General features: G+C 66.5%; 16 protein-coding genes. 9 read left to right on the top strand and 7 right to left on the bottom strand.

The window, feature by feature from the left end:
• Positions 1 to 233: 233 nt before the first annotated feature.
• Positions 234 to 1,202 (top strand): ABC transporter substrate-binding protein, encoded by a 969-nt coding sequence (locus AAFP35_RS19565; RefSeq protein WP_419223406.1) that lies wholly within the window; start codon positions 234 to 236, stop codon positions 1,200 to 1,202.
• Positions 1,189 to 1,947 carry an isocitrate lyase/PEP mutase family protein gene (locus tag AAFP35_RS19560; RefSeq protein WP_419223304.1) on the top strand — a complete coding sequence of 253 codons (759 nt, stop codon included), beginning with the start codon at positions 1,189 to 1,191 and terminating at the stop codon, positions 1,945 to 1,947. The genes AAFP35_RS19565 and AAFP35_RS19560 overlap by 14 nt, the downstream gene beginning before the upstream one ends.
• An 87-nt stretch (positions 1,948 to 2,034) precedes the next feature.
• Here AAFP35_RS19560 and AAFP35_RS19555 read toward each other — a convergent pair whose 3' ends face one another.
• Positions 2,035 to 2,613: a TetR family transcriptional regulator gene (locus AAFP35_RS19555; protein WP_419223303.1), complete on the bottom strand. Its 579-nt coding sequence runs from the start codon at positions 2,611 to 2,613 to the stop codon at positions 2,035 to 2,037.
• 96 nt (positions 2,614 to 2,709) lie between these two features.
• Between AAFP35_RS19555 and AAFP35_RS19550 the strand changes: the two genes are divergently transcribed.
• The 4 genes from AAFP35_RS19550 to AAFP35_RS19535 all read left to right on the top strand — a co-directional run bounded on the left by AAFP35_RS19550 (position 2,710) and on the right by AAFP35_RS19535 (position 8,068).
• On the top strand, positions 2,710 to 3,657 hold the full coding sequence (locus AAFP35_RS19550; RefSeq protein ID WP_419223302.1) for an aldo/keto reductase: 948 nt from the start codon (positions 2,710 to 2,712) through the stop codon (positions 3,655 to 3,657).
• Between the two features lie 86 nt (positions 3,658 to 3,743).
• Complete coding sequence (locus AAFP35_RS19545; RefSeq protein WP_419223301.1) at positions 3,744 to 4,241, top strand: beta-class carbonic anhydrase; 498 nt, start codon at positions 3,744 to 3,746, stop codon at positions 4,239 to 4,241.
• Between the two features lie 42 nt (positions 4,242 to 4,283).
• A complete protein-coding gene (locus AAFP35_RS19540; protein WP_419223300.1) occupies positions 4,284 to 7,277 on the top strand; it encodes a DEAD/DEAH box helicase in 2,994 nt (997 codons plus the stop codon).
• Positions 7,274 to 8,068, top strand: a complete 795-nt coding sequence (locus AAFP35_RS19535; protein WP_419223299.1) for a hypothetical protein — start codon at positions 7,274 to 7,276, stop codon at positions 8,066 to 8,068. The genes AAFP35_RS19540 and AAFP35_RS19535 overlap by 4 nt, the downstream gene beginning before the upstream one ends.
• Positions 8,069 to 8,159: 91 nt before the next feature.
• Here the strand turns inward: AAFP35_RS19535 and nrdF are convergent, their stop codons facing one another.
• From nrdF to AAFP35_RS19510, 5 genes are all read right to left on the bottom strand, one after another.
• The gene (nrdF, locus tag AAFP35_RS19530) at positions 8,160 to 9,164 is read right to left on the bottom strand and encodes a class 1b ribonucleoside-diphosphate reductase subunit beta (protein WP_419223298.1); all 1,005 of its coding nucleotides are present in this window, start codon (positions 9,162 to 9,164) and stop codon (positions 8,160 to 8,162) included.
• 46 nt (positions 9,165 to 9,210) lie between these two features.
• Complete coding sequence (gene nrdE, locus AAFP35_RS19525) at positions 9,211 to 11,406, bottom strand: class 1b ribonucleoside-diphosphate reductase subunit alpha (protein WP_419223297.1); 2,196 nt, start codon at positions 11,404 to 11,406, stop codon at positions 9,211 to 9,213.
• Positions 11,407 to 11,468: 62 nt separating this feature from the next.
• Positions 11,469 to 12,038 (bottom strand): class Ib ribonucleoside-diphosphate reductase assembly flavoprotein NrdI, encoded by a 570-nt coding sequence (gene nrdI, locus AAFP35_RS19520; protein ID WP_419223296.1) that lies wholly within the window; start codon positions 12,036 to 12,038, stop codon positions 11,469 to 11,471.
• 101 nt (positions 12,039 to 12,139) lie between these two features.
• Positions 12,140 to 12,373 carry a glutaredoxin-like protein NrdH gene (gene nrdH / locus AAFP35_RS19515; protein ID WP_419223295.1) on the bottom strand — a complete coding sequence of 78 codons (234 nt, stop codon included), beginning with the start codon at positions 12,371 to 12,373 and terminating at the stop codon, positions 12,140 to 12,142.
• Between the two features lie 609 nt (positions 12,374 to 12,982).
• Entirely contained in the window at positions 12,983 to 13,552 is a 570-nt protein-coding gene (locus tag AAFP35_RS19510) for an NAD(P)H-dependent oxidoreductase (protein ID WP_419223294.1), read from the bottom strand.
• A 104-nt stretch (positions 13,553 to 13,656) separates the two neighbouring features.
• On the opposite strand from AAFP35_RS19510, the gene AAFP35_RS19505 reads away from it, so the two are divergent.
• Entirely contained in the window at positions 13,657 to 14,280 is a 624-nt protein-coding gene (locus AAFP35_RS19505; RefSeq protein WP_419223293.1) for a TetR/AcrR family transcriptional regulator, read from the top strand.
• A 92-nt stretch (positions 14,281 to 14,372) separates the two neighbouring features.
• Entirely contained in the window at positions 14,373 to 15,533 is a 1,161-nt protein-coding gene (gene hpxO, locus AAFP35_RS19500; protein ID WP_419223292.1) for an FAD-dependent urate hydroxylase HpxO, read from the top strand.
• A gap of 7 nt (positions 15,534 to 15,540) precedes the next feature.
• Here hpxO and eccB read toward each other — a convergent pair whose 3' ends face one another.
• On the bottom strand, positions 15,541 to 17,034 hold the full coding sequence (gene eccB, locus AAFP35_RS19495) for a type VII secretion protein EccB (protein ID WP_419223291.1): 1,494 nt from the start codon (positions 17,032 to 17,034) through the stop codon (positions 15,541 to 15,543).
• 141 nt (positions 17,035 to 17,175) lie between these two features.
• Here eccB and eccE point away from each other — a divergent pair, with 141 nt between their 5' ends.
• Complete coding sequence (gene eccE / locus AAFP35_RS19490; protein WP_419223290.1) at positions 17,176 to 18,870, top strand: type VII secretion protein EccE; 1,695 nt, start codon at positions 17,176 to 17,178, stop codon at positions 18,868 to 18,870.
• Positions 18,871 to 18,873 lie beyond the last annotated feature (3 nt).

Genomic DNA, 18,873 nt, shown 5'->3' with positions numbered 1-18,873 from the left:
CGGTGACCGAGTGGGTCCTACGATCCGTCGTAATTGATTCCCGGCCAGGCACGAAGGCACAGTTCAGGTACCCCGAATGCGACGACGCGCCTCCCGCTGACCCGAGGCCGGATCGTGGTGTGCCGCGTGGCGCACCGACCATGGGCGGCACCGCCCCGCGGCCTTGCTAGCGTGATCGCGTGCAGCGCAGCGGTGAGATCCCGACCCCGACGACCCGACGGTGTGGCAACGGCGTGGCCCGGACGATCGGCGCGGTGACGTCGGCGCTGGCGCTGCTCGCGCTGGCCGGATGCAGCCAGGAGACGCCGCTGACGACTCCCGACGGGAGCCCGATCTCGACTGTCACCACGCGCGTTGCCGAGGTGAACATCGTCAACGCCGACCGGGACCTGACGCAGACCTGTCTGGCTCCCACCGCACCGGATCCCGGCGTCGCCGACGTCGCCCGGATCGTGGTGACCGACCCGGCCCTCCTCGATGATGTGTGCGCGCTGGGCCTGGGCCCGAAGGTGACGGCCATCGCCGCCGACGGTGCGGTGCCCACCTATCTGGGCCCGCAACTGGGCGCGGTACCGGTGATCGGAGCCACCCCCGATGCACGGGCAGCCGATCAGGCCGACCCGGACGTCGTCCTGACCACACCGCGGACCGAGGCCACCGCGAAATCGTTCGGGGACGCGCACGTCGCGACGGTGGCCTCCGGCGACGGTTGGCAGGAGCGGTTTCGATCGGTCGCCGAGGCGCTCGGCCGGACCGAGGCCGGTACCCGACTACTCGACGAGTTCCACACCGAGACCGCCAAGACCGGCCGCCGGATGGATGCCGCGCACAATCAGGTCTCACTGGTGCGCTTCACCGGCGACTCGGAGATGATCGCCGGCACCGACACGTTCGCCGGACAGATCCTCGCCGAGATCGGCATCCAACGCCCGGCACCGCAGCGGACCCCGTCGTCGTTCACGCTGACGGACAAGAATTTCACCGACGCCGACGCCGACCTCATCTACGTCAGTTTCCAGGGCGAACGTGGGCTCGCACATGGTAAAGAGGTCTTGCTGGACGACCGCTGGCTGGACATGGGTGCGCCGACGTGGAAACGCGTCCTCTCCGTCGACGACGAGATCTGGTATCAGACATCCGGACTGGCTGCCGCATGGCTCGTACTCAACGACGTGAAGGGATCCCTCGATGGCAACTCGTGATCTGGCAGGCCAGGCCCGGACACTGCTGGGTTTGCACCGTCCCGGTGATCCCGGCGTGTTCCCGACGGTCTGGGACGCGTGGTCGGCCAACCTCGCGGTCGCGGCCGGTTTCGCCGCGCTCACCGTCGGCAGCCATCCGGTCGCCGAGTCGATCGGACGTCCCGACAACGAGGGCATGACCTTCGACGAACTGTTGACGCGGGTGCGTCAGATCGGTGATGCGGTCGACGTGCCGCTCTCGATCGACATCGAGTCCGGTTACGGGGAATCGCCGAAACGTCTCGTCGACGGCCTGCTGGAGGTCGGTGCGGTGGGGCTGAACATCGAGGACACCGTGCACTCCGAGGGTGGGCGCCTGCGCGAGGCAGGCGAGCACGCCGATCTCGTCGGTGCTCTGCGTGCCGCTGCCGACGATGCGGGCATCCCGCTCGTCATCAACGCGCGCACCGACTTGTTCCTCAGACAGGTCGGCGAGGAATCCGACCGTGTGGACCGCGCGATCGAGCGGCTCATCCTGTGCGCCCAGGCCGGCGCGAGTTCGCTCTATCCGGTCGGCTTTCACACCGACGAAGTTCAGCGACGACTCACCGCCGAACTGCCGCTACCGGTGAACGCGATCGCCGACCCAGCGCAGGGATCGCGCGCGCATCTGGCCGAACTCGGTGTCGGTCGGATCAGCTTCGGGCCTCTGTGGCAGGTGAATCTCGCCCAGCGGACCACCGAACTCCTCGCCGACTGGCGCTGAGGGCCGCGAGGGACCGCGCATCTCCACCGACCCCTGGGTTTTTCCCGCGCACCAGCCCGAAACGCGGGTTCCCTGCGGTGGTGCTGGTCAGTCGGTGTGGCGGGGGAAGAGCTGCTGCACCGCAGTCTCGATGGCTCGGCGGCGCGATACCAGGAACGCGCTGCGTTCGGGGCCCGCCGGCACGAGGTCGACTTGGCCTGCCCACGATGTGGCCAACTGACTCACGAAGACGAGCACATCCGCGGGGTCCCAACTCTCCTCGAGCTGGCCGGCCTCCTGAGCTCGCCGGAGCTGTTCGATTTTGCCTTGGACGATCATCTGATAGGGGTCGCCGTCGGCTGTGTCCGAAGCCATCTCGAGTTGACCCCACTGCATGAGACGAAGCCGCTGGGGATGTTCGACGGCGTGGTCATGAAGACGGACGGCATAACCGGGTAGATCTTTCGGCTCGAGTGGAACCGCCGTCGCCATTGCCTCGAGCTCGCGGGCCGCGACAAAGCGATACAACTCATCCTTGCTCCGGAAGTAGGCGTAAACGCGCTCCTTGCTGGTCTGAGCCGATCTGGCGATACGTTCGATCCGCGCACCAGCGATTCCGTGCTCCGCGAACTCGGTCGTCGCAGCAGCGAGGATTCGATCGTGAGTGGAGTTGCTCTCACGTGCCATGCCCCGAGCGTACAAACCAAACCGTTCAGTTTGGAAACAGGCCTTCTGCGCGTACCATCAAACCGAACTGTTTGGTATGACCACTGGGAGATTCACATGCAGCAGCGCATCCTCGGGCAACAAGGCCTGGTAGTCGCAGAAATCGGGTACGGCACGATGGGCACCGCGATCGGCTACGGCCCGTCCGATGACACCGAGTCCATCGGGGCGATCCGACGTGCGTTCGAACTCGGCACCACTCACTTCGACACCGCACGCATGTACGGATGGGGCGACGGCGAGAAGCTCCTCGGCGCTGCGGTCGCCCCGTTCCGTGACGAGATCACCGTCGCGACGAAGTTCGGCATCGAGTTCGAACCCGGCCGGGGCTTCGTACCCGACTCGAGCCCGGACAAGATCCGCCGGGTCGTCGACGACAGCCTGCGCAACCTCGATGTCGACCACATCGATGTTCTTTATCAACATCTCCCTGATCCGAACGTTCCTGTCGAAGAGGTCGTCGGCGTGATGAAGGAGTACGTCGACGCCGGCAAGGTGCGCTACCTCGGTCTGTCCAACACCGACGCCGAAGGTGTCCGCCGAGCGCATTCCGTCCACCCGATCTCGGTCCTGCAAGCCGAGTACTCGATTTTCGCCCATGAGTCGGAGACCTTCTTTCCGGTACTCGAGGAGTTGGGGATCGGTCTTGTCGCGTACTCCCCGCTCGCCCGCGGGTTCCTGGGCGGCTCAGTCGAGCCCCGCACCGCCTACACGGCCGACGACTTCCGGCAATTCATCCCCTGGTGGGCGCCCGAGAACTTTGCAGCAAACGTCGACATCGTTCGGGAGCTGACGCGCCTCGCCCAGAGCAAGGGCGCGACACTCTCGCAGCTCGCACTTGCTTGGCTCCTCGCACGGAAGGACTACGTCGTCCCTATTCCGGGTTCGCGCAACACCAACCGGGTCGCGCAGAACATCGCTGCCTCCGAGCTCGTTCTGACCGAGACCGACCTGGACCGCATCGCCGAGCTGGCGCCCAACGGTGGCGTCGGCGGAAGCGCCTGACTGCCTGAGCCTGCCCGGGCCGTCCGAAATCGCTCACAGTGGGCCAAACTCTCGCGGCCTGGACGCCGTGCGAGAACGATCGACGCATGACCGTCACCGATCAGTACCTGGCCAACAACGCCGACTATGCGAAGTCCTTCACCGGCCCCCTCCCCCTGCCGCCGAGTAAACACGTCGCTGTGGTCGCCTGCATGGACGCCCGGCTGGACGTCTACCGCATCCTGGGCCTGCACGACGGCGAAGCGCACGTGATCCGCAACGCCGGAGGGGTGATCACCGACGACGAGATCCGGTCCCTGACCATCAGCCAGCGTCTGCTGGGCACCACCGAGATCATCCTGATCCACCACACCGACTGCGGCATGCTGACGTTCACCGACGACGACTTCGCGCGCGACATCCAGAACGAGATCGGCCAAAAGCCGAACTGGGCAGCCGAGTCGTTCACCGATCTCGACGAAGATGTCCGCCAATCCCTCCAGCGCATTCGGACCAGCCCGTTCATCACCAAGACGAGCTCGTTGCGTGGTTTCGTCTTCGACGTGGCCACCGGCAGACTCCACGAGGTGGACGCGGCGGCCTGACGGCCACGTCACCACGTCGGAGCCCACCATTAAGGTGGGCCCATGACCAGGGCGGGAACCACCGACACCGTGGGCTCGCATGCCACGGACACCGGGCCCTCCGCGCTGCCACTGCATCTGCTGTGGCGACCGGGTTCCGGGGGTGCAGTGTGGTCGCAGTCGGGGTGGTCGCAGTCGGGGTCGTCGGAGTCGGGGTCGTCGGAGTCAGTGTGGTCGGAGTCGGGTGCGGACGCGTTGCCGCCACTCCCCGAGCCCCTGGCGGACCTGTTGTCGGCGAGGCGGTTCCGTACCTCGGTACCGGTCATCGACGCGGCCGGTCACCGCGATTTCGTCGCCGCCCTGTCGCTGGGCGTCGCGGCCACCGTCGCCCTGCTCGATCTGAGCCGTAATCACCCGGTGAGCGGTGAGATCGCGTGGTACCGATATGTGCTCGACGGGGTCCGCCGTTTCGTCGCGGCCGGCGCCGTGGCTCCGACGGTGGCCGACGTCGACGGTGAGGCCATGCTCCGATGGCAGACCGCGCAGACATCGGCCTGGCGTGGCTGGACGGCGGTCCTGCCCTCCACCGTCCCCTCGGTGGTGCTCGAGAATGGCGGGATGGCGGCGGTCACCGACTTCATCGCCGAGCTCGTCGACCATGAATGCCGTGGACGCATCGCCGCGACGGGTCCCGTCGGCGATGTCGAGGGGCCCGGAAGATGGCTCGTCGATGCTCTCGGCCCCAACCCGCCCGCGCTGCCCGCCGCGACCCAGAGCCGACTGCGCACCTCGTCGACCGCCTGGACACACTGGAGTTCCACTGCTCCCCAAGGTGATTCAACCGTCATCCTGCGGCTGCACGAACCCGACGAATCCGATGAACCGGATCGGTGGTCACCACCACCCGCGGAACGCTGGCGGCTGCAGGTGTGTCGCCGGATCGACGACGGCCGTCTGGTCCCGGTGGTCCCCCATCATCTCGACTCGCATGAACTCGACCGGGTCACCACCGGCCTGGCCGCCGCCGTGCGGGCATTTCCCGAACTCGGCCAGGCCGAACCGGATCGCCACACACTCGACTTCCTGCTGACCACCCCGATGGTCGAGGCGCTGTTCTCGGGGGCGGCATCCGCGTTGGCGTCCGCGGGCTGCCCGGTGCTGTTGCCCCGCACCATCGCCGAGGTGCGCCCGACCCTGGGTCTGCGTGCCCGGCCGGTCGCCGGAAGCGCCCAACGGGCCGCGCAGATCGGGGTCGCCGAGATCGACGAGTTCGAGTGGCGCCTCGCATTGGGTGACAGCCCGGATGCGTTGACCTTGTCCGACGCCGACCTGGCCGCGCTCGCCGCCCGTCAGGGCGACATCGTTCGCGTGCGCGGCCTGTGGGTGCGTGCGGAGGGTGCCGCGCTGACGCGAGCGGCCGCGTTCGTCGTAGCCCAACGCGCACAATCGGTCTCCGATCACCCGGCCGACGTGGGCGAGCTGTTCAACCTCATCGTCGACACCGTGCCGGTACCGGTCACCGCCATCGAGGGCCTGGCGTGGCTCGACGACCTCGCCGACGGCGGCACGCTACGCCCGGCGCCGGTGCAACCATCTGCGGCGCTGCACGCCGAGCTGCGGCCATACCAGCGCCGCGGCCTGGACTGGCTGGCGTACTTGGCCGCCAACCGGATCGGAGGTGTGCTCGCCGACGACATGGGCCTGGGAAAGACCGTCCAGATCATCGCCCTGCTGTGCCACGAGAAGGACAGCGCAACATCACCCGACCCCACCTTGATCATCTGCCCGATGTCGGTGGTCGGGAACTGGGAGCGTGAACTCGCACGATTCGCCCCACACCTGCGCGTCGTGGTGCACCACGGCACCGAGCGCGCCGACGGCACCCGGTTCGGCGCAGTGCATGCCGGAACCGATGTGGTTCTGACCACCTTCGCCATCGCGACCCGAGATCGTGCGACGCTCAGCGCACACCGATGGCGGCGGGTCGTGGTGGACGAGGCACAACATGTCAAGAACGTCGCGACCAAGGCCGCCAAGGCGATTCGGGCCGTTCCGGCCGACCACCGGATCGCCTTGACCGGAACGCCCGTGGAGAACCGACTGGAAGACCTGCGAGCCGTGATCGATCTGGTCAATCCTGGGCTACTCGGCTCCGCGTCACGGTTCCGTGCCCGTTTCGCCGAACCCATCGAACGCGACCGCGACCCGGATGCGATCCGCCGTCTGAACGGTCTCACCCGCCCGTTCATCCTGCGCCGAGAAAAGACCGACCCCTCGATCATCACCGATCTCCCCGAGAAGACCGACCTCACCGTGCGCGCCAACCTCACCGTGGAGCAGGCTGCGCTCTACCGTGCGGTCATCGACGAACTGATGGAGGCCCTGCGCAACAAACAGCAACGTACCATCCGGCGACGCAACATCCTGGCCGCACTGACCCGCCTCAAGCAGGTGTGCAACCATCCTGCGCATTACCTGGCCGACGGTTCGGCGCTGTTGCGTCGCAACAGACATCGGTCCGGAAAGGTCGAACTGCTCGTCGACATCCTCACCACGGCCGCCGCCGAAGGTGACCGGGCGCTGGTGTTCACCCAGTTCGCGGCGTTCGGCGAACTGCTCTCGGACTGGCTCGGCACCGAACTCGGCGCGCCGGTCCCCCTCCTGCACGGCGGGCTGTCGAGGTCCGACCGCGAAGCACTCGTCGCCGACTTCCAGTCCGACGGCGGCCCACCCGCGATGATCGCCACCCTCAAGGCCGGTGGCACCGGACTGAACCTCACCGCGGCCAATCAGGTCGTGCACGTGGACCGGTGGTGGAACCCGGCGGTCGAGGACCAGGCCACCGACCGCGCCTACCGCATCGGTCAGCAGCAACGGGTGCAGGTGCACAAGTTCGTCTGCGTCGGCACCCTCGAGGAGCGCATCGACGAGATGATCACCGCGAAACGCGAATTGTCCCGACTCACCGTCGGTTCCGGAGAGAACTGGCTGACCGAACTAGGCGACGATGAGCTCTTCGACCTGTTCCGGTTGCGTGACGAGGCGGTGAGCGAGTGAGCCCCGGACGGACCGGCGCCGGCCGTGCGAGCCGTACCCGCGGGCCGGGATCGACCCGCGGGTACGGGGTGACCCGCTGGGGTCGGGCATTCGTCGACGTCGTGGAGGGCGCCGGGTCCGGCGAGCCCGATCGACGGCGGATCACACAGGCCCGCAGGTATTTCCGCGACCGGCATGCGCACCGACTGCACATCGGCGCCGCGTCGGTCAGTGCGTCGGTGCGCGGCAGTCAACTCGATCCGTTCGATGTCACCCTCACCATGCGCGCCGTCGATGCCGGCACCGTGGTGGATCTGCTGCGGCACCGTGACGCGGCAGGCGACCTGATGACCCTCACCCGCGGCGAACAGCCGACCGCGCTGGGAGAACTGCTGCTGCCGACCGAATCCGCGGATATCGCGGCCGACTGCACCTGCCCCGACGAGGCACCTCGCTGCATCCACGTCCTGTGCGTGGCCTACGAGGTGGCCGCGGAGATCGACCGCAACCCGACCACACTGCTCACCGTCATGGGTACCGATCTGTCGGAGTTGCTCGACGCCGCGTCGCGTCGTTCGGGCGACGACCGATTCGGAACGGAGGACGACACTGCCGCCGCACCCGTCATCGACTTCTACGGCACTCACGCGACGCTGCCGCCACTGCCGGCACCGCCGCCGATGAACCCGCTCATGGATCTCGACGGTGACGCACTGCGCAGCGCGCTGCGTGCCTCCGGTATCTCACCCGCCGACGTCGGCGAGACACTCGACACGCTCGATCTGCTCTATACGCGCTTGCGGGACAACTGATCTCGAGAGCCTCCAGCAGGCGAGATCACCGCAACATCAGTCCCAGAACCCGCCCAGATACTGCGCTGGCCTCAGGACACCGAATGCCGCCTCAGAAGTCCCAGTCCTCGTCCTCGGTGTTGACCGCCTTGCCGATCACATAGCTGCTGCCGGAGCCGGAGAAGAAATCGTGGTTCTCGTCGGCGTTCGGCGACAGCGCGGAGAGGATCGCCGGGTTCACATCGGTCTCGTCGCGCGGGAACATCGCCTCGTAGCCGAGGTTCATCAACGCCTTGTTGGCGTTGTAGCGCAAGAACTTCTTGACGTCCTCGGTCAGCCCGACCTCGTCGTAGAGCGACTCGGTGTAGTCGGACTCGTTGTCGTAGAGCTCGAACAACAACTCGAACGTGTAATCCTTGAGCTCTTGACGACGTTCCGGCGACTGCACCTCGAGACCGCGCTGGTACTTGTAGCCGATGTAGTACCCATGGACAGCCTCGTCGCGGATGATGAGGCGGATCAGGTCTGCGGTGTTGGTGAGCTTGGCGCGGCTCGACCAGTACATCGGCAGGTAGAAGCCCGAGTAGAACAAGAACGACTCCAGCAGTGTGGAGGCCACCTTGCGCTTGAGCGGGTCGTCGCCACGGTAGTAGTCCATGACGATCTGCGCCTTGCGCTGCAGCTGCTCGTTCTCCTCCGACCAGCGGAATGCCTCGTCGATCTCCTTGGTGGAGCACAACGTCGAGAAGATGGAGCTGTAGCTCTTGGCGTGCACCGACTCCATGAACGCGATGTTGGTGAGCACCGCCTCCTCGTGTGGCGTGGTCGCATCCGGGATCAGCGAAACCGCACCGACGGTGCCCTGGATGGTGTCGAGCAGCGTGAGGCCGGTGAAGACCCGCATGGTCAGCTGCTTCTCGTACTCGGTGAGGGTGTTCCACGACGGGATGTCGTTGGACACCGGCACCTTCTCGGGCAACCAGAAGTTGCCGGTGAGTCGATCCCAGACCTCGGCATCCTTCTCGTCGGGCACACGGTTCCAGTTGATGGCCGAGACGCGACTCACCAGCTTGATGGGTGCGCCGTCGGCGGGGCTGTGGCTTTCGGTGGAGGTCATCGAATCATCCCTTGGTGAGTGCTGAGAGGCGTTTGGCGACAGAGGATCACAACATGCAACTGACGCAACCCTCCACCTCGGTCCCCTCGAGAGCCATCTGCCGCAGGCGGATGTAGTACAGCGTCTTGATCCCCTTGCGCCAGGCGTAGATCTGCGCCTTGTTGACCTCACGCGTGGTGGCGGTGTCCTTGAAGAACAGGGTCAGACTCAGCCCCTGATCGACGTGTTGCGTGGCCGCCGCATAGGTGTCGATGACCTTCTCGTACCCGACCTCGTAGGCATCCTGGTAGTACTCCAGGTTGTCGTTGGTCATGTACGGCGCCGGATAGTAGACGCGACCGATCTTGCCTTCCTTGCGGATCTCGATCTTCGCGGCGACCGGATGGATCGAACTCGTCGAGTGGTTGATGTAGCTGATCGAGCCGGTCGGCGGAACCGCCTGCAGGTTCTGGTTGTAGATGCCGTCGCGTGCGACGGCCGTCTTCAGCTCCCGCCAGTCGTCTTGCGTCGGGATGTGGATGCCTGCCTGCCCGAACAGATCCCGGACCTTCTGCGTTTCCGGCTCCCACACCTTGTTGATGTACTTGTCGAAGAACTCGCCGGTGGCGTACTTCGAGCGCTCGAAGCCGCCGAATGCCTGGCCACGTTCCCGAGCGATCCTGTTCGATGCCCGAAGCGCGTGGAACAGCACGGTGTAGAAGTAGATGTTCGTGAAGTCGATGCCCTCGTCACTGCCGTAGAAGATCCGCTCACGTGCGAGATAGCCGTGCAGGTTCATCTGCCCGAGGCCGATCGCGTGAGAGTCGTTGTTGCCCTTCTCGATCGACGGAACCGAGGTGATCGCCGTCTGATCGCTGACCGCGGTCAGGCCGCGGATCGCGGTCTCGATGGACTGCCCGAAATCGGGCGAGTCCATCGTCTTGGCGATGTTCAACGAACCCAGGTTGCACGAGATGTCCTTGCCCACATGCGAGTAGGAGAGGTCGTCGTTGAAGGTCGACGCGGTGGAGACCTGCAAGATCTCCGAGCAGAGATTGGAGTGGGTGATCTTGCCGTCGATGGGGTTGGCCCGATTCACCGTGTCCTCGAACATGATGTACGGATAGCCGGACTCGAACTGCAGCTCGGCGAGGGTCTGGAAGAACTCACGCGCCTTGATCTTGGTCTTGCGGATCCGACGGTCCTCCACCATCTCGTGATACTTGTCGGTCACGTTGATGTCGGCGAACGGCACCCCGTAGACGCGCTCCACGTCGTACGGACTGAACAGGTACATGTCGTCGTTGGCCTTGGCCAGCTGGAAGGTGATGTCGGGGATCACCACGCCGAGCGAGAGGGTCTTGATCCGGATCTTCTCGTCCGCGTTCTCCCGTTTGGTGTCCAGGAAGCGATAGATGTCCGGGTGATGGGCGTGCAGATAGACCGCACCGGCACCCTGACGCGCGCCGAGCTGGTTGGCGTACGAGAAGGAGTCCTCGAGCAGCTTCATGATCGGGATGACACCCGACGACTGGTTCTCGATCTTCTTGATCGGCGCGCCGTGCTCACGGATGTTGGACAGCAGCAATGCGACGCCACCGCCACGCTTGGACAGCTGCAGCGCCGAGTTGATCGACCGACCGATCGACTCCATGTTGTCTTCGATACGCAGCAAGAAGCACGAAACCGGCTCGCCCCGTTGCTTTTTCCCGGAATTGAGAAAGGTCGGTGTGGCCGGCTGGAATCGGCCGTCCATGATCTCGTCTACCAGGTTGCGCGCCAGCGCCGTGTCACCGTCGGCAAGGGTGAGCGCCACCATGCAGACACGATCCTCGAACCGCTCCAGGTAGCGCTTCCCGTCGAACGTCTTCAGCGTGTAGCTGGTGTAGTACTTGAACGCGCCGAGGAAGGTCGGGAACCGGAACTTCTTCGAATAGGCATGGCCGAACAGCAATTTCACGAACTCTCGGTCGTATCGACCGAGCACCTCGGGCTCGTAGTAGTTCTCTTCGACGAGATAGTCGAGCTTCTCGTCGAGGTCATGGAAGAACACGGTGTTCTGGTTGACGTGTTGCAGGAAATACTGGTGAGCGGCCTCGCGATCCTTGTCGAACTGGATCTTGCCGTCCACGTCGTACAGGTTGAGCATCGCGTTGAGCGCGTGGTAGTCCAGCTCGCCCGGCTCATGACCGGACGGACCGGGATGAACGCCCGACTGGCTCGCGGATGCGGTATCGGAGACGGGAGCGACAGTTGGCGACACGAAAGACTCCTGAAAGATCGGTGTTGCTGTATGTACAAGGCTAGAACGCGAGTCCGACAGATTCAGGCGCGCGCAGCGCTGAGTTCGGCCCGGGACGGATCGGTGAACGCCACGCCCGCCGCGAAATCCGCGAGACCCGCACGCACCCGGTCGACGTCGTCGGCGGTTCCCATCAATTCGAATCGATAGAGGTAGGGCACCGCACACTTGCGCGAGATGATGTCACCGGCAAAACAGAACTCCTCGCCGAAGTTCGTGTTCCCGGCCGCGATCACACCTCGGATCAGGGATCGGTTGTGCTGGTTGTTCAAGAACTTGATGACCTGCTTGGGCACGAACCCGCCGGATGCGCCCGACGCCTTGCCACCCCCGTAGGTCGGGCAGATCAACACGAAGGGCTCGTCGACGGTGAACCCACCCGGATCGTCGAGAACCGGGATGCGAACGCTGCGCATACCCAGTTTCTCGACGAATCGGTGGGTGTTCTCCGAGACCGACGAGAAATAGACGACCAGAGGATCCGAAGCCGCTCGCTTCTCTCCCGGCGCGGTCCCGATCCGGCCCGCTCGCTGCGCTCCCGGCGCGGTGCCGATCCGGCCCGCTCGCTGCGCTCCCGGCGCCGCTGTTCTCATCGTCCACCTCCCGACGTGGGACTGTTCACTTCGCGGTGTCGCGCCGATCCGGCTTCCCCTTCGGATCGCGGCACACGACACACGTGGACCGGGCGTGGCCGTCAGGCTGCGGCGGTGGCGAGTGCCTTGATGCGATCGGGACGGAAACCCGACCAGTGATCGTCGCCCACGACCACCACGGGGGCCTGCAGATACCCGAGAGCCATCACGTAGTCACGCGCCTCGTCGTCCTGGGTGATGTCGACGACGTCGTAATCCAACCCCTGCTTGTCCAACGCCTTGTAGGTGGCGTTGCACTGGACACAGGCGGGCTTCGTGTAGACGGTGATGGCCATCAAAGTTCTCCTTGCTGGATCAGACTGTGTACTGGATCGGTGTGCGGACCCCGGGCTCATCGGATCGGTCATCAGATGATGTCGGGGTCGTGTCACTGGGTCGTCAAGTCACTGGGTCGTCATGTCGGTCTACTGCTGTCACCGGTTCTGCCCGTGTGGGCGTCACCGTCCGTACCCCCGAAAGGGCGCGAACCCCGTCTCCCGGCGCGTGTCGGACGCCTGCGGAAACTCCGCATATGACGTCCAACGCCCTGTGGTGACGGACACTTTCCCAACGTGAAGAAAGTGATCCAGATCACCGCCTTCGTGGCGTCCTCCGCATGCTCACACCGGTCTGCGTCGTCTGCCGTGCTGGTGTCCAAAACACTACACCTAGTGTCCGACGTTTCGATGCACCACAAGAACTTGTGAATAACATTCGTGAAAGCCGCAGGTCGCGGGCTATCCGCGATCGTGAAGTCGGGCGTGTCCGGCGTGTCGTCCACACCTTCTCCCACGGCTCTCCACAACATGTCCACCGACGGTCCACAGGGCCGTTACGAGATCGAGACGACAACGCGCCGCCGCAGGCCCCTGGGGCCCACGACGGCGCGTCGGAAAATCGTGAGATCAGGCCGCGACGGTGACCTCGTCGACCAGACGATTGACGGCGGCGACGACCTGCTCGATGACGGCCGGGTCGCTGACGCCCTGCTCGCCGAGCTTGGAGGTCTGGATCCCGACCTCGACCTCTTCGACGACCGTGCCGCCGGCGATGCGGATGGACTTGCGGGTGTCCTCACGCGACCAGGTGCCGGCGTACTGACCGAGGGCAGCGCCGATGACGCCGACCGGCTTGGCCGACAACGCGCCCGCGCCGAACGGCCGGGACAGCCAGTCGATGGCGTTCTTGAGCACGGCCGGGATCGTGCCGTTGTACTCGGGCGTGGCCACCAGCACGGCGTCGGCACCGGCAACGGCGGCCCGCACCTCGGCGACACCGGCGGGAAGAGTCGCATCCGCCGCGGTCGACGGATCATCGTCCTCGCTGTAGAACTGCAGGGCACCGAGGCCCTCGACGATCCGTACGGTCACGCCTGCCGGTGCGTTCGCGGCAGCGACTTCGACGAGCTGACGGTTCACCGACTCCTTCCGCAGGCTTCCGACCAGGGCGACGATCTCGACGTTCTTCTCCGACACTGAAGGCTCCTTCTCGATGGCTCAATGGGATCAATGGGTCCGTGCGTTCAACCGGACCGCAGTCCGAATAATTCCGGTGCGAGACGAAGAGTTACCCTCATCACGTGCCGATCGGTCCTGACGGGGGTCTGCTCCCCCTGCGCCCACCAGACGGTGGTGACACCGAACGAGCCGACGCCGCGCGCAACCGGCGGCTGTTGCTCGCCGCCGCGAAGGATCTCATAGACAACCACGGGGCCGCCGCGGTCTCCATGGATGCGGTGGCCCGCGCAGCAGGTGTCGGCAAGGGCACCGTGTTCCGCCGATTCGGCAATCGCACCGGCCTCATGATGGCGCTCCTGGACCACTCGGAGACCGAGATCCAGCGCGCCTACATGTCCGGACCCCCGCCGTTGGGCCCCGGCGCGCCCCCGCTCACCCGCCTGCTGGCGTATGGCCGAGCCCGACTCAAACTGACCGTCGATCATCTCGACATCCTCCTCGAGGCCGGAGGCGCGTCCGGGGAGTTCATCGACCACCCGGTGTGGGCGGCCTCCAACCGGCACGTTCAGATCCTGCTCGACCAACTCGGGTTCACCGACCAGCTGGACGTCACCGCGATCGCCGTGCAGGCCCCACTGCAGGCGTCCGCCGTCCGGCATCTGCGCGAGTTCGTCGGCCTCGACCTCGAGACGATCACCACGCAGTGGGAACGGATGGTCACCGCCCTCGCCGCCGGCGCCGAATGATCGCCTGCGCCGATCCCCTCCGGCGAGCGCGGACCGAGAATCGGTCTTAGCCTGGTGGGCGCGGACAGACGAGATCGAGAGGGTTGCAGCACGTGAAGGTTGTTGTCATCGGCGCCGGGATGGGCGGACTCAGTGCGGCCATCGCCCTGCGACGGATCGGGATCGACGTCGAGGTCTACGAGCAGGTGACCGAGAACAAGCCTGTGGGAGCGGCGATCTCGGTGTGGTCGAACGGCGTCAAATGTCTCAATCACCTCGGTTTGACCGAACAGACCGCCGCGCTCGGCGGGATCGTCGACTCGATGTCCTACCTCGACGGTTTCACCGGCGACACGATGTGCCGCTTCAGCATGCAGCCGCTGATCGACGAGGTGGGCCAGCGACCCTATCCGGTCGCTCGCGCCGAACTGCAGCTGATGTTGATGAACGCCTACGGCATCGACGACATCCACTTCGGTCACAAGATGATCCGGATCAGCGACGACGACAACGGCGCATCCGTCGAATTCTCCGACAGTACAACGGTTTCCGCGGACGTGGTGATCGCCGCCGACGGCGCGCGATCGCTGGCGCGCGACTACGTCCTGCGTCATCCGGTGGACCGGCGCTACGCCGGGTACGTGAACTTCAACGGGCTCGTGGGGATCGACGACCGAATCGGACCGGCAACCGAATGGACGACCTATGTTGGTGACGGCAAACGGGTTTCGGTGATGCCGGTCGCGGACAACCGCTTCTACTTCTTCTTCGACGTGACCGGGCCGCAGGGACAGCCCTATCACCCCGGGACCGCGCGCGAGGTACTCGCCGAGAACTTCGCGGGATGGGCACCCGGCGTACAGCGCCTCATCGCCACGCTTGATCCGGCCACGACCAACCGCGTCGAGATCCTCGACGTCGACCCGTTCCACACGTGGGTGCGCGGTCGGGTCGCGCTGCTCGGCGACGCCGCCCACAACACCACCCCCGACATCGGGCAGGGTGGCTGCTCGGCGATGGAGGACGCGGTGGCACTGCAATTCGCGTTCACCGACCATCCCGACGATGTCGATGCCGCCTTGGCCGCCTACGAGCACACCCGCACCGAGCGCGCAGGTGACCTCGTGCTGCGCGCCCGCAAACGATGCGACGTCACGCACGGCAAGGACCCCGAGGCCACCGCCGCCTGGTACGACGAACTGCGCTCCGAGGACGGCACACGTGTGCTGCGCGGCATCGTCTCCAACATCGTCGGAGGTCCGCTGACGTCCTGATCGACGCTCAACTCCCCGGGGCCGGGATGGATCGGGCGTCGCGGTCGGGAGCGATCCCGTCGTGGGAGACCAGCGCCGCGGTGCGTGACAGGACAGGCCCGGGGGCCAACAACCCGATCACCGACCACGGAGCACGTTTCGGTCGGTCGCCGAGACCGAGCATCTGCCCCGCCCCGGCGTCGGCGACACCGAACCGGACCCCCACATCACTGACGTAGAAGCGGGATTCGGCGCGCGTGCTGTCCGGTTCGGACCCGGTTGCCTGGAGGTACTCGCCGGAGCCCGGACGCAGATAGACCCGATCGACACCGGGCCCCGATCCGTCTGCCGTACTCACCCGTACCGGGATCGCATCGGACGGCAGCGGCAGACGGCGTCCGAGGAGGAACCCGGTCGTCGCCGGCGCGTCGTCGGTGCCGCGCCGCCAGCTGCGGCAGATCGTACCGGCGTTCTCGGCGTCGACGAGACGTGGTGTGCGGACCGGGAATTCACCGATCGGCAGGGTATCGACGACAGGCACGGCGGCGATCTGTCCCGGCGACAGGATCGGTGCGGCGGCCGCACCGTCGGGGTCGCCGAGCCGCAGGATCTCCGCACCGGCCGACCCCACCCGCTGGACTCCCCCGGACAGCACGACGTAGTAGGTGATCCGGTCGTCGACGCCCACGGTCTTGACCACCGAGCCGACCGGCACACCATCGAGGGCCGCGGAGGCCGGTGCGCCACGGCCGTCGATCACCGGCACGGTGAGCGGCTCCACCTCCGGGAAGCTGTTCAGCACACCTGCGCTGATCGGCCGGGCCACCGCCCCCTCGAGACCCAGCGCACGCATCACCGGAACGCTCGCGGTGTCCACGCGGGCACGGACCGAGACCGGCACACCGTCGCGGGCGACGGTGTAGACGAGGAAGGTCACGTCGTCCTGGACGACCAGCACCGCATCGTCCGCCCCGGCCACGTCGATTCCCTGAATGACATGGGGCCGTTGGGCGATCACGGTCAGTTCGACCCCGGACCCGGCCGCGGTGGGAGCGTCCACGGCGGTGTCGCAGACCGTCCACGCGGACTCACCCGGGTGTGCAGAACCCGCCAAGGACCCCGGCGCTCCCGGGATACCGAGCACCGGCCCCCTCGGGTAGCCGGCAAGGGTCCCGTCCGACACCGAGCGCGGGGAGTTCGCACCGCCGGTGATCAGTCGCGCTGACGCGAGATTCAACACTGGGTGCACGGTGTCGTCGAGAACCACGTAGGTACCGCCTCCACCCTTGCTGACCAGTATCTTTGCGTCGCCGACCGAACCCTGCGGACGGATCAGACCCCAGACTCCGAAGCCGCCGAGCACCAGCAGACCGATGACCGCGCTGACCACCAGCGCCTGCAGGTGCGTGCGCATCGGATCGTGCAGCATCCGTACGTCCCGACGGACCAGGGCGTGCTCGAGGCGCCGCACCAGAAAGCGGTAGCCGTTCACCTGTGCACGGGTGGTGAGCTGTCGGACCATCGTCTCCCCCTTCGACCACGATGACGCGGTCTCCCATCGCGTCGCCGGTCCTGCTGGGGCAGCGGCGATTCGACGCGCGAGGAAGCCTAGCCGACTACATTGCTCGGCGGGGAGACTCGGTGAAGGCGATCGGGGGCACGCATGACGATCCCGGACGCGATGACAGGGCGGGCACCGCGGTTGCCGGCCGTGGTGGCCGCACAGACGATCCTCGCGGCCGGACTGCTCGCGTGGTCGGTCAGCGGCAGTCGCTGGGGCGCGGTGGCGCTGGTCGTCGCGGGGTGCCTGATCGCACCGGTCGCCGGTCGCCGGCACGGGGACGCCGGCCGGTGGTACGGGCGTCTCCGATTCGCCTGGACACGCTCGCGCCGCCGCGTCGACGGTCTCGCCCCACCGCCATTCGACATCCCGATCGACACCGGCTCCGGTCGACGAACCGGGCCGCACGTCGCCGCCGACCCGGACAGCATCGGCGCACGATGGGCAGGCGACACCCTCATCACGGTGATTCGCGTGGCACCGGGCTCGTCCACCCTCACCTGGCTGACCCCGGAGTCGGCATCCGTCGCCGATCCGTCCGGCCAGTTCATCCCGTTGCACGCTCTCGCGGACTCCTTGTGCTCCTTCGAGATCCGACTCGCATCGATCGACGTCATCGGTCACGGCATCCGAACCTGGGGTACCGACCGGATCGCGCAGATCTACCATCGGACGTTGGGGCCGTTGGCCGCCACCGCGCACCGCACGGTGCTGGTGGTGATACGGCTGAACCCGAGCGACTGCCCCGACGCGATCCGACGACGAGGCGGCGGCGCGGTCGGCGCCATGCGTACGGCCACCGTCGCCACACGACGCGTGGCGGCCCGACTGGCCGCAGGCGGACTGAAGGTCTCGATGCTGTCGGCCGCCGAGATCGCCGCATGCACCGAGCTGCTGGCCGACGGCGTACGGATCTCCGATATGGCCGAACATCGGGAGTCGGTCGATCACCGCCACCTCCGATTTCGCAGTGCGATGATCGATCCGACGAGCATCGTCCCGATACTCGACACCGTCTGGGCCAACGCCGCGGTGTCCACGACGATCACGCTCCGGCTGCGCGCCGACCCCGACGGCACACCGGTCGTCGGGGGTCTCGTCCGGTTCGCCGAGCTGCCATCTGCGGGCCGCACCGTCGACGCGTGGCCCGCCGGGCTGACAGGACTCCCCGATCACCAATTCGACGCGCTGGCAGCCGGACTGCCGATCGGCGCGGCGGGCGATCTCGACCGCAGGCTCCTCGTGTCCCGGGGCACCGACGCCGACGCGTTGCTGCACACCCTCCGCTTCCCGGCGGGCGGGTGTGGCCAACTCGTCGGCGCCGACCGCGTCGGTCGGGCGGTGGCAGTGCCGCTGTTCGCGCCCGCCGTCGAATCGGTGACGATCGTCGCCGGTCGCCACCTCCTGGGACAGGTGCTGCTACGTGCAATCGCTGTCGGCGCGTCGGTGACGGTCCACACGGTGAGCCCGGCCCGATGGCACCGGCTCGTCGAGAGCGTCGGTGATCCGTCGCGGTTGGGACTCCATCCGGATCGAGCCCCCACGCACGGTCATCGGGTCGCGGTCTACGACGGCCTGACCGCACCGCCCCCGCTGCCGGGCACCACACACGTCATCGTGGTCGATCCCGACGACGCCGATCCCGACGACACCCCGGTTGATCACGTGGCCCCGGGTGCGCTCGTCCTGCGGGAGATCCCCGGTGTGCCACAGGAGATCCGGGTGATCACCGCGGACACCACGATCACCGTCACCGTGGTCGCGACCGCCGCCGAGTGGGCCCTGACGGCGACCTGACGG

Origin of the sequence: Gordonia sp. CPCC 206044 (assembly GCF_048537895.1) — a bacterium.
In the GTDB taxonomy this organism is placed as follows: Bacteria; Actinomycetota; Actinomycetes; order Mycobacteriales; family Mycobacteriaceae; genus Gordonia.
The sequence above is the reverse complement of the archived record's forward strand: the minus strand, read 5'-3'. Positions and strand labels throughout refer to the sequence as shown.

Bases quoted from the DNA above. Each gene is read 5' to 3' on its own strand.
- AAFP35_RS19545 (WP_419223301.1), top strand. From the start codon at position 3,744: ATGACCGTCACCGATCAGTACCTGGCCAACAACGCCGACTATGCGAAG.
- AAFP35_RS19555 (WP_419223303.1), bottom strand. From the start codon at position 2,613: ATGGCACGTGAGAGCAACTCCACTCACGATCGAATCCTCGCTGCTGCG.
- AAFP35_RS19540 (WP_419223300.1), top strand. From the start codon at position 4,284: ATGACCAGGGCGGGAACCACCGACACCGTGGGCTCGCATGCCACGGAC.
- eccB (WP_419223291.1), bottom strand. From the start codon at position 17,034: ATGGTCCGACAGCTCACCACCCGTGCACAGGTGAACGGCTACCGCTTT.
- nrdI (WP_419223296.1), bottom strand. From the start codon at position 12,038: ATGAGAACAGCGGCGCCGGGAGCGCAGCGAGCGGGCCGGATCGGCACC.
- eccE (WP_419223290.1), top strand. From the start codon at position 17,176: ATGACGATCCCGGACGCGATGACAGGGCGGGCACCGCGGTTGCCGGCC.
- AAFP35_RS19560 (WP_419223304.1), top strand. From the start codon at position 1,189: ATGGCAACTCGTGATCTGGCAGGCCAGGCCCGGACACTGCTGGGTTTG.
- AAFP35_RS19550 (WP_419223302.1), top strand. From the start codon at position 2,710: ATGCAGCAGCGCATCCTCGGGCAACAAGGCCTGGTAGTCGCAGAAATC.
- nrdF (WP_419223298.1), bottom strand. From the start codon at position 9,164: ATGACCTCCACCGAAAGCCACAGCCCCGCCGACGGCGCACCCATCAAG.
- nrdH (WP_419223295.1), bottom strand. From the start codon at position 12,373: ATGGCCATCACCGTCTACACGAAGCCCGCCTGTGTCCAGTGCAACGCC.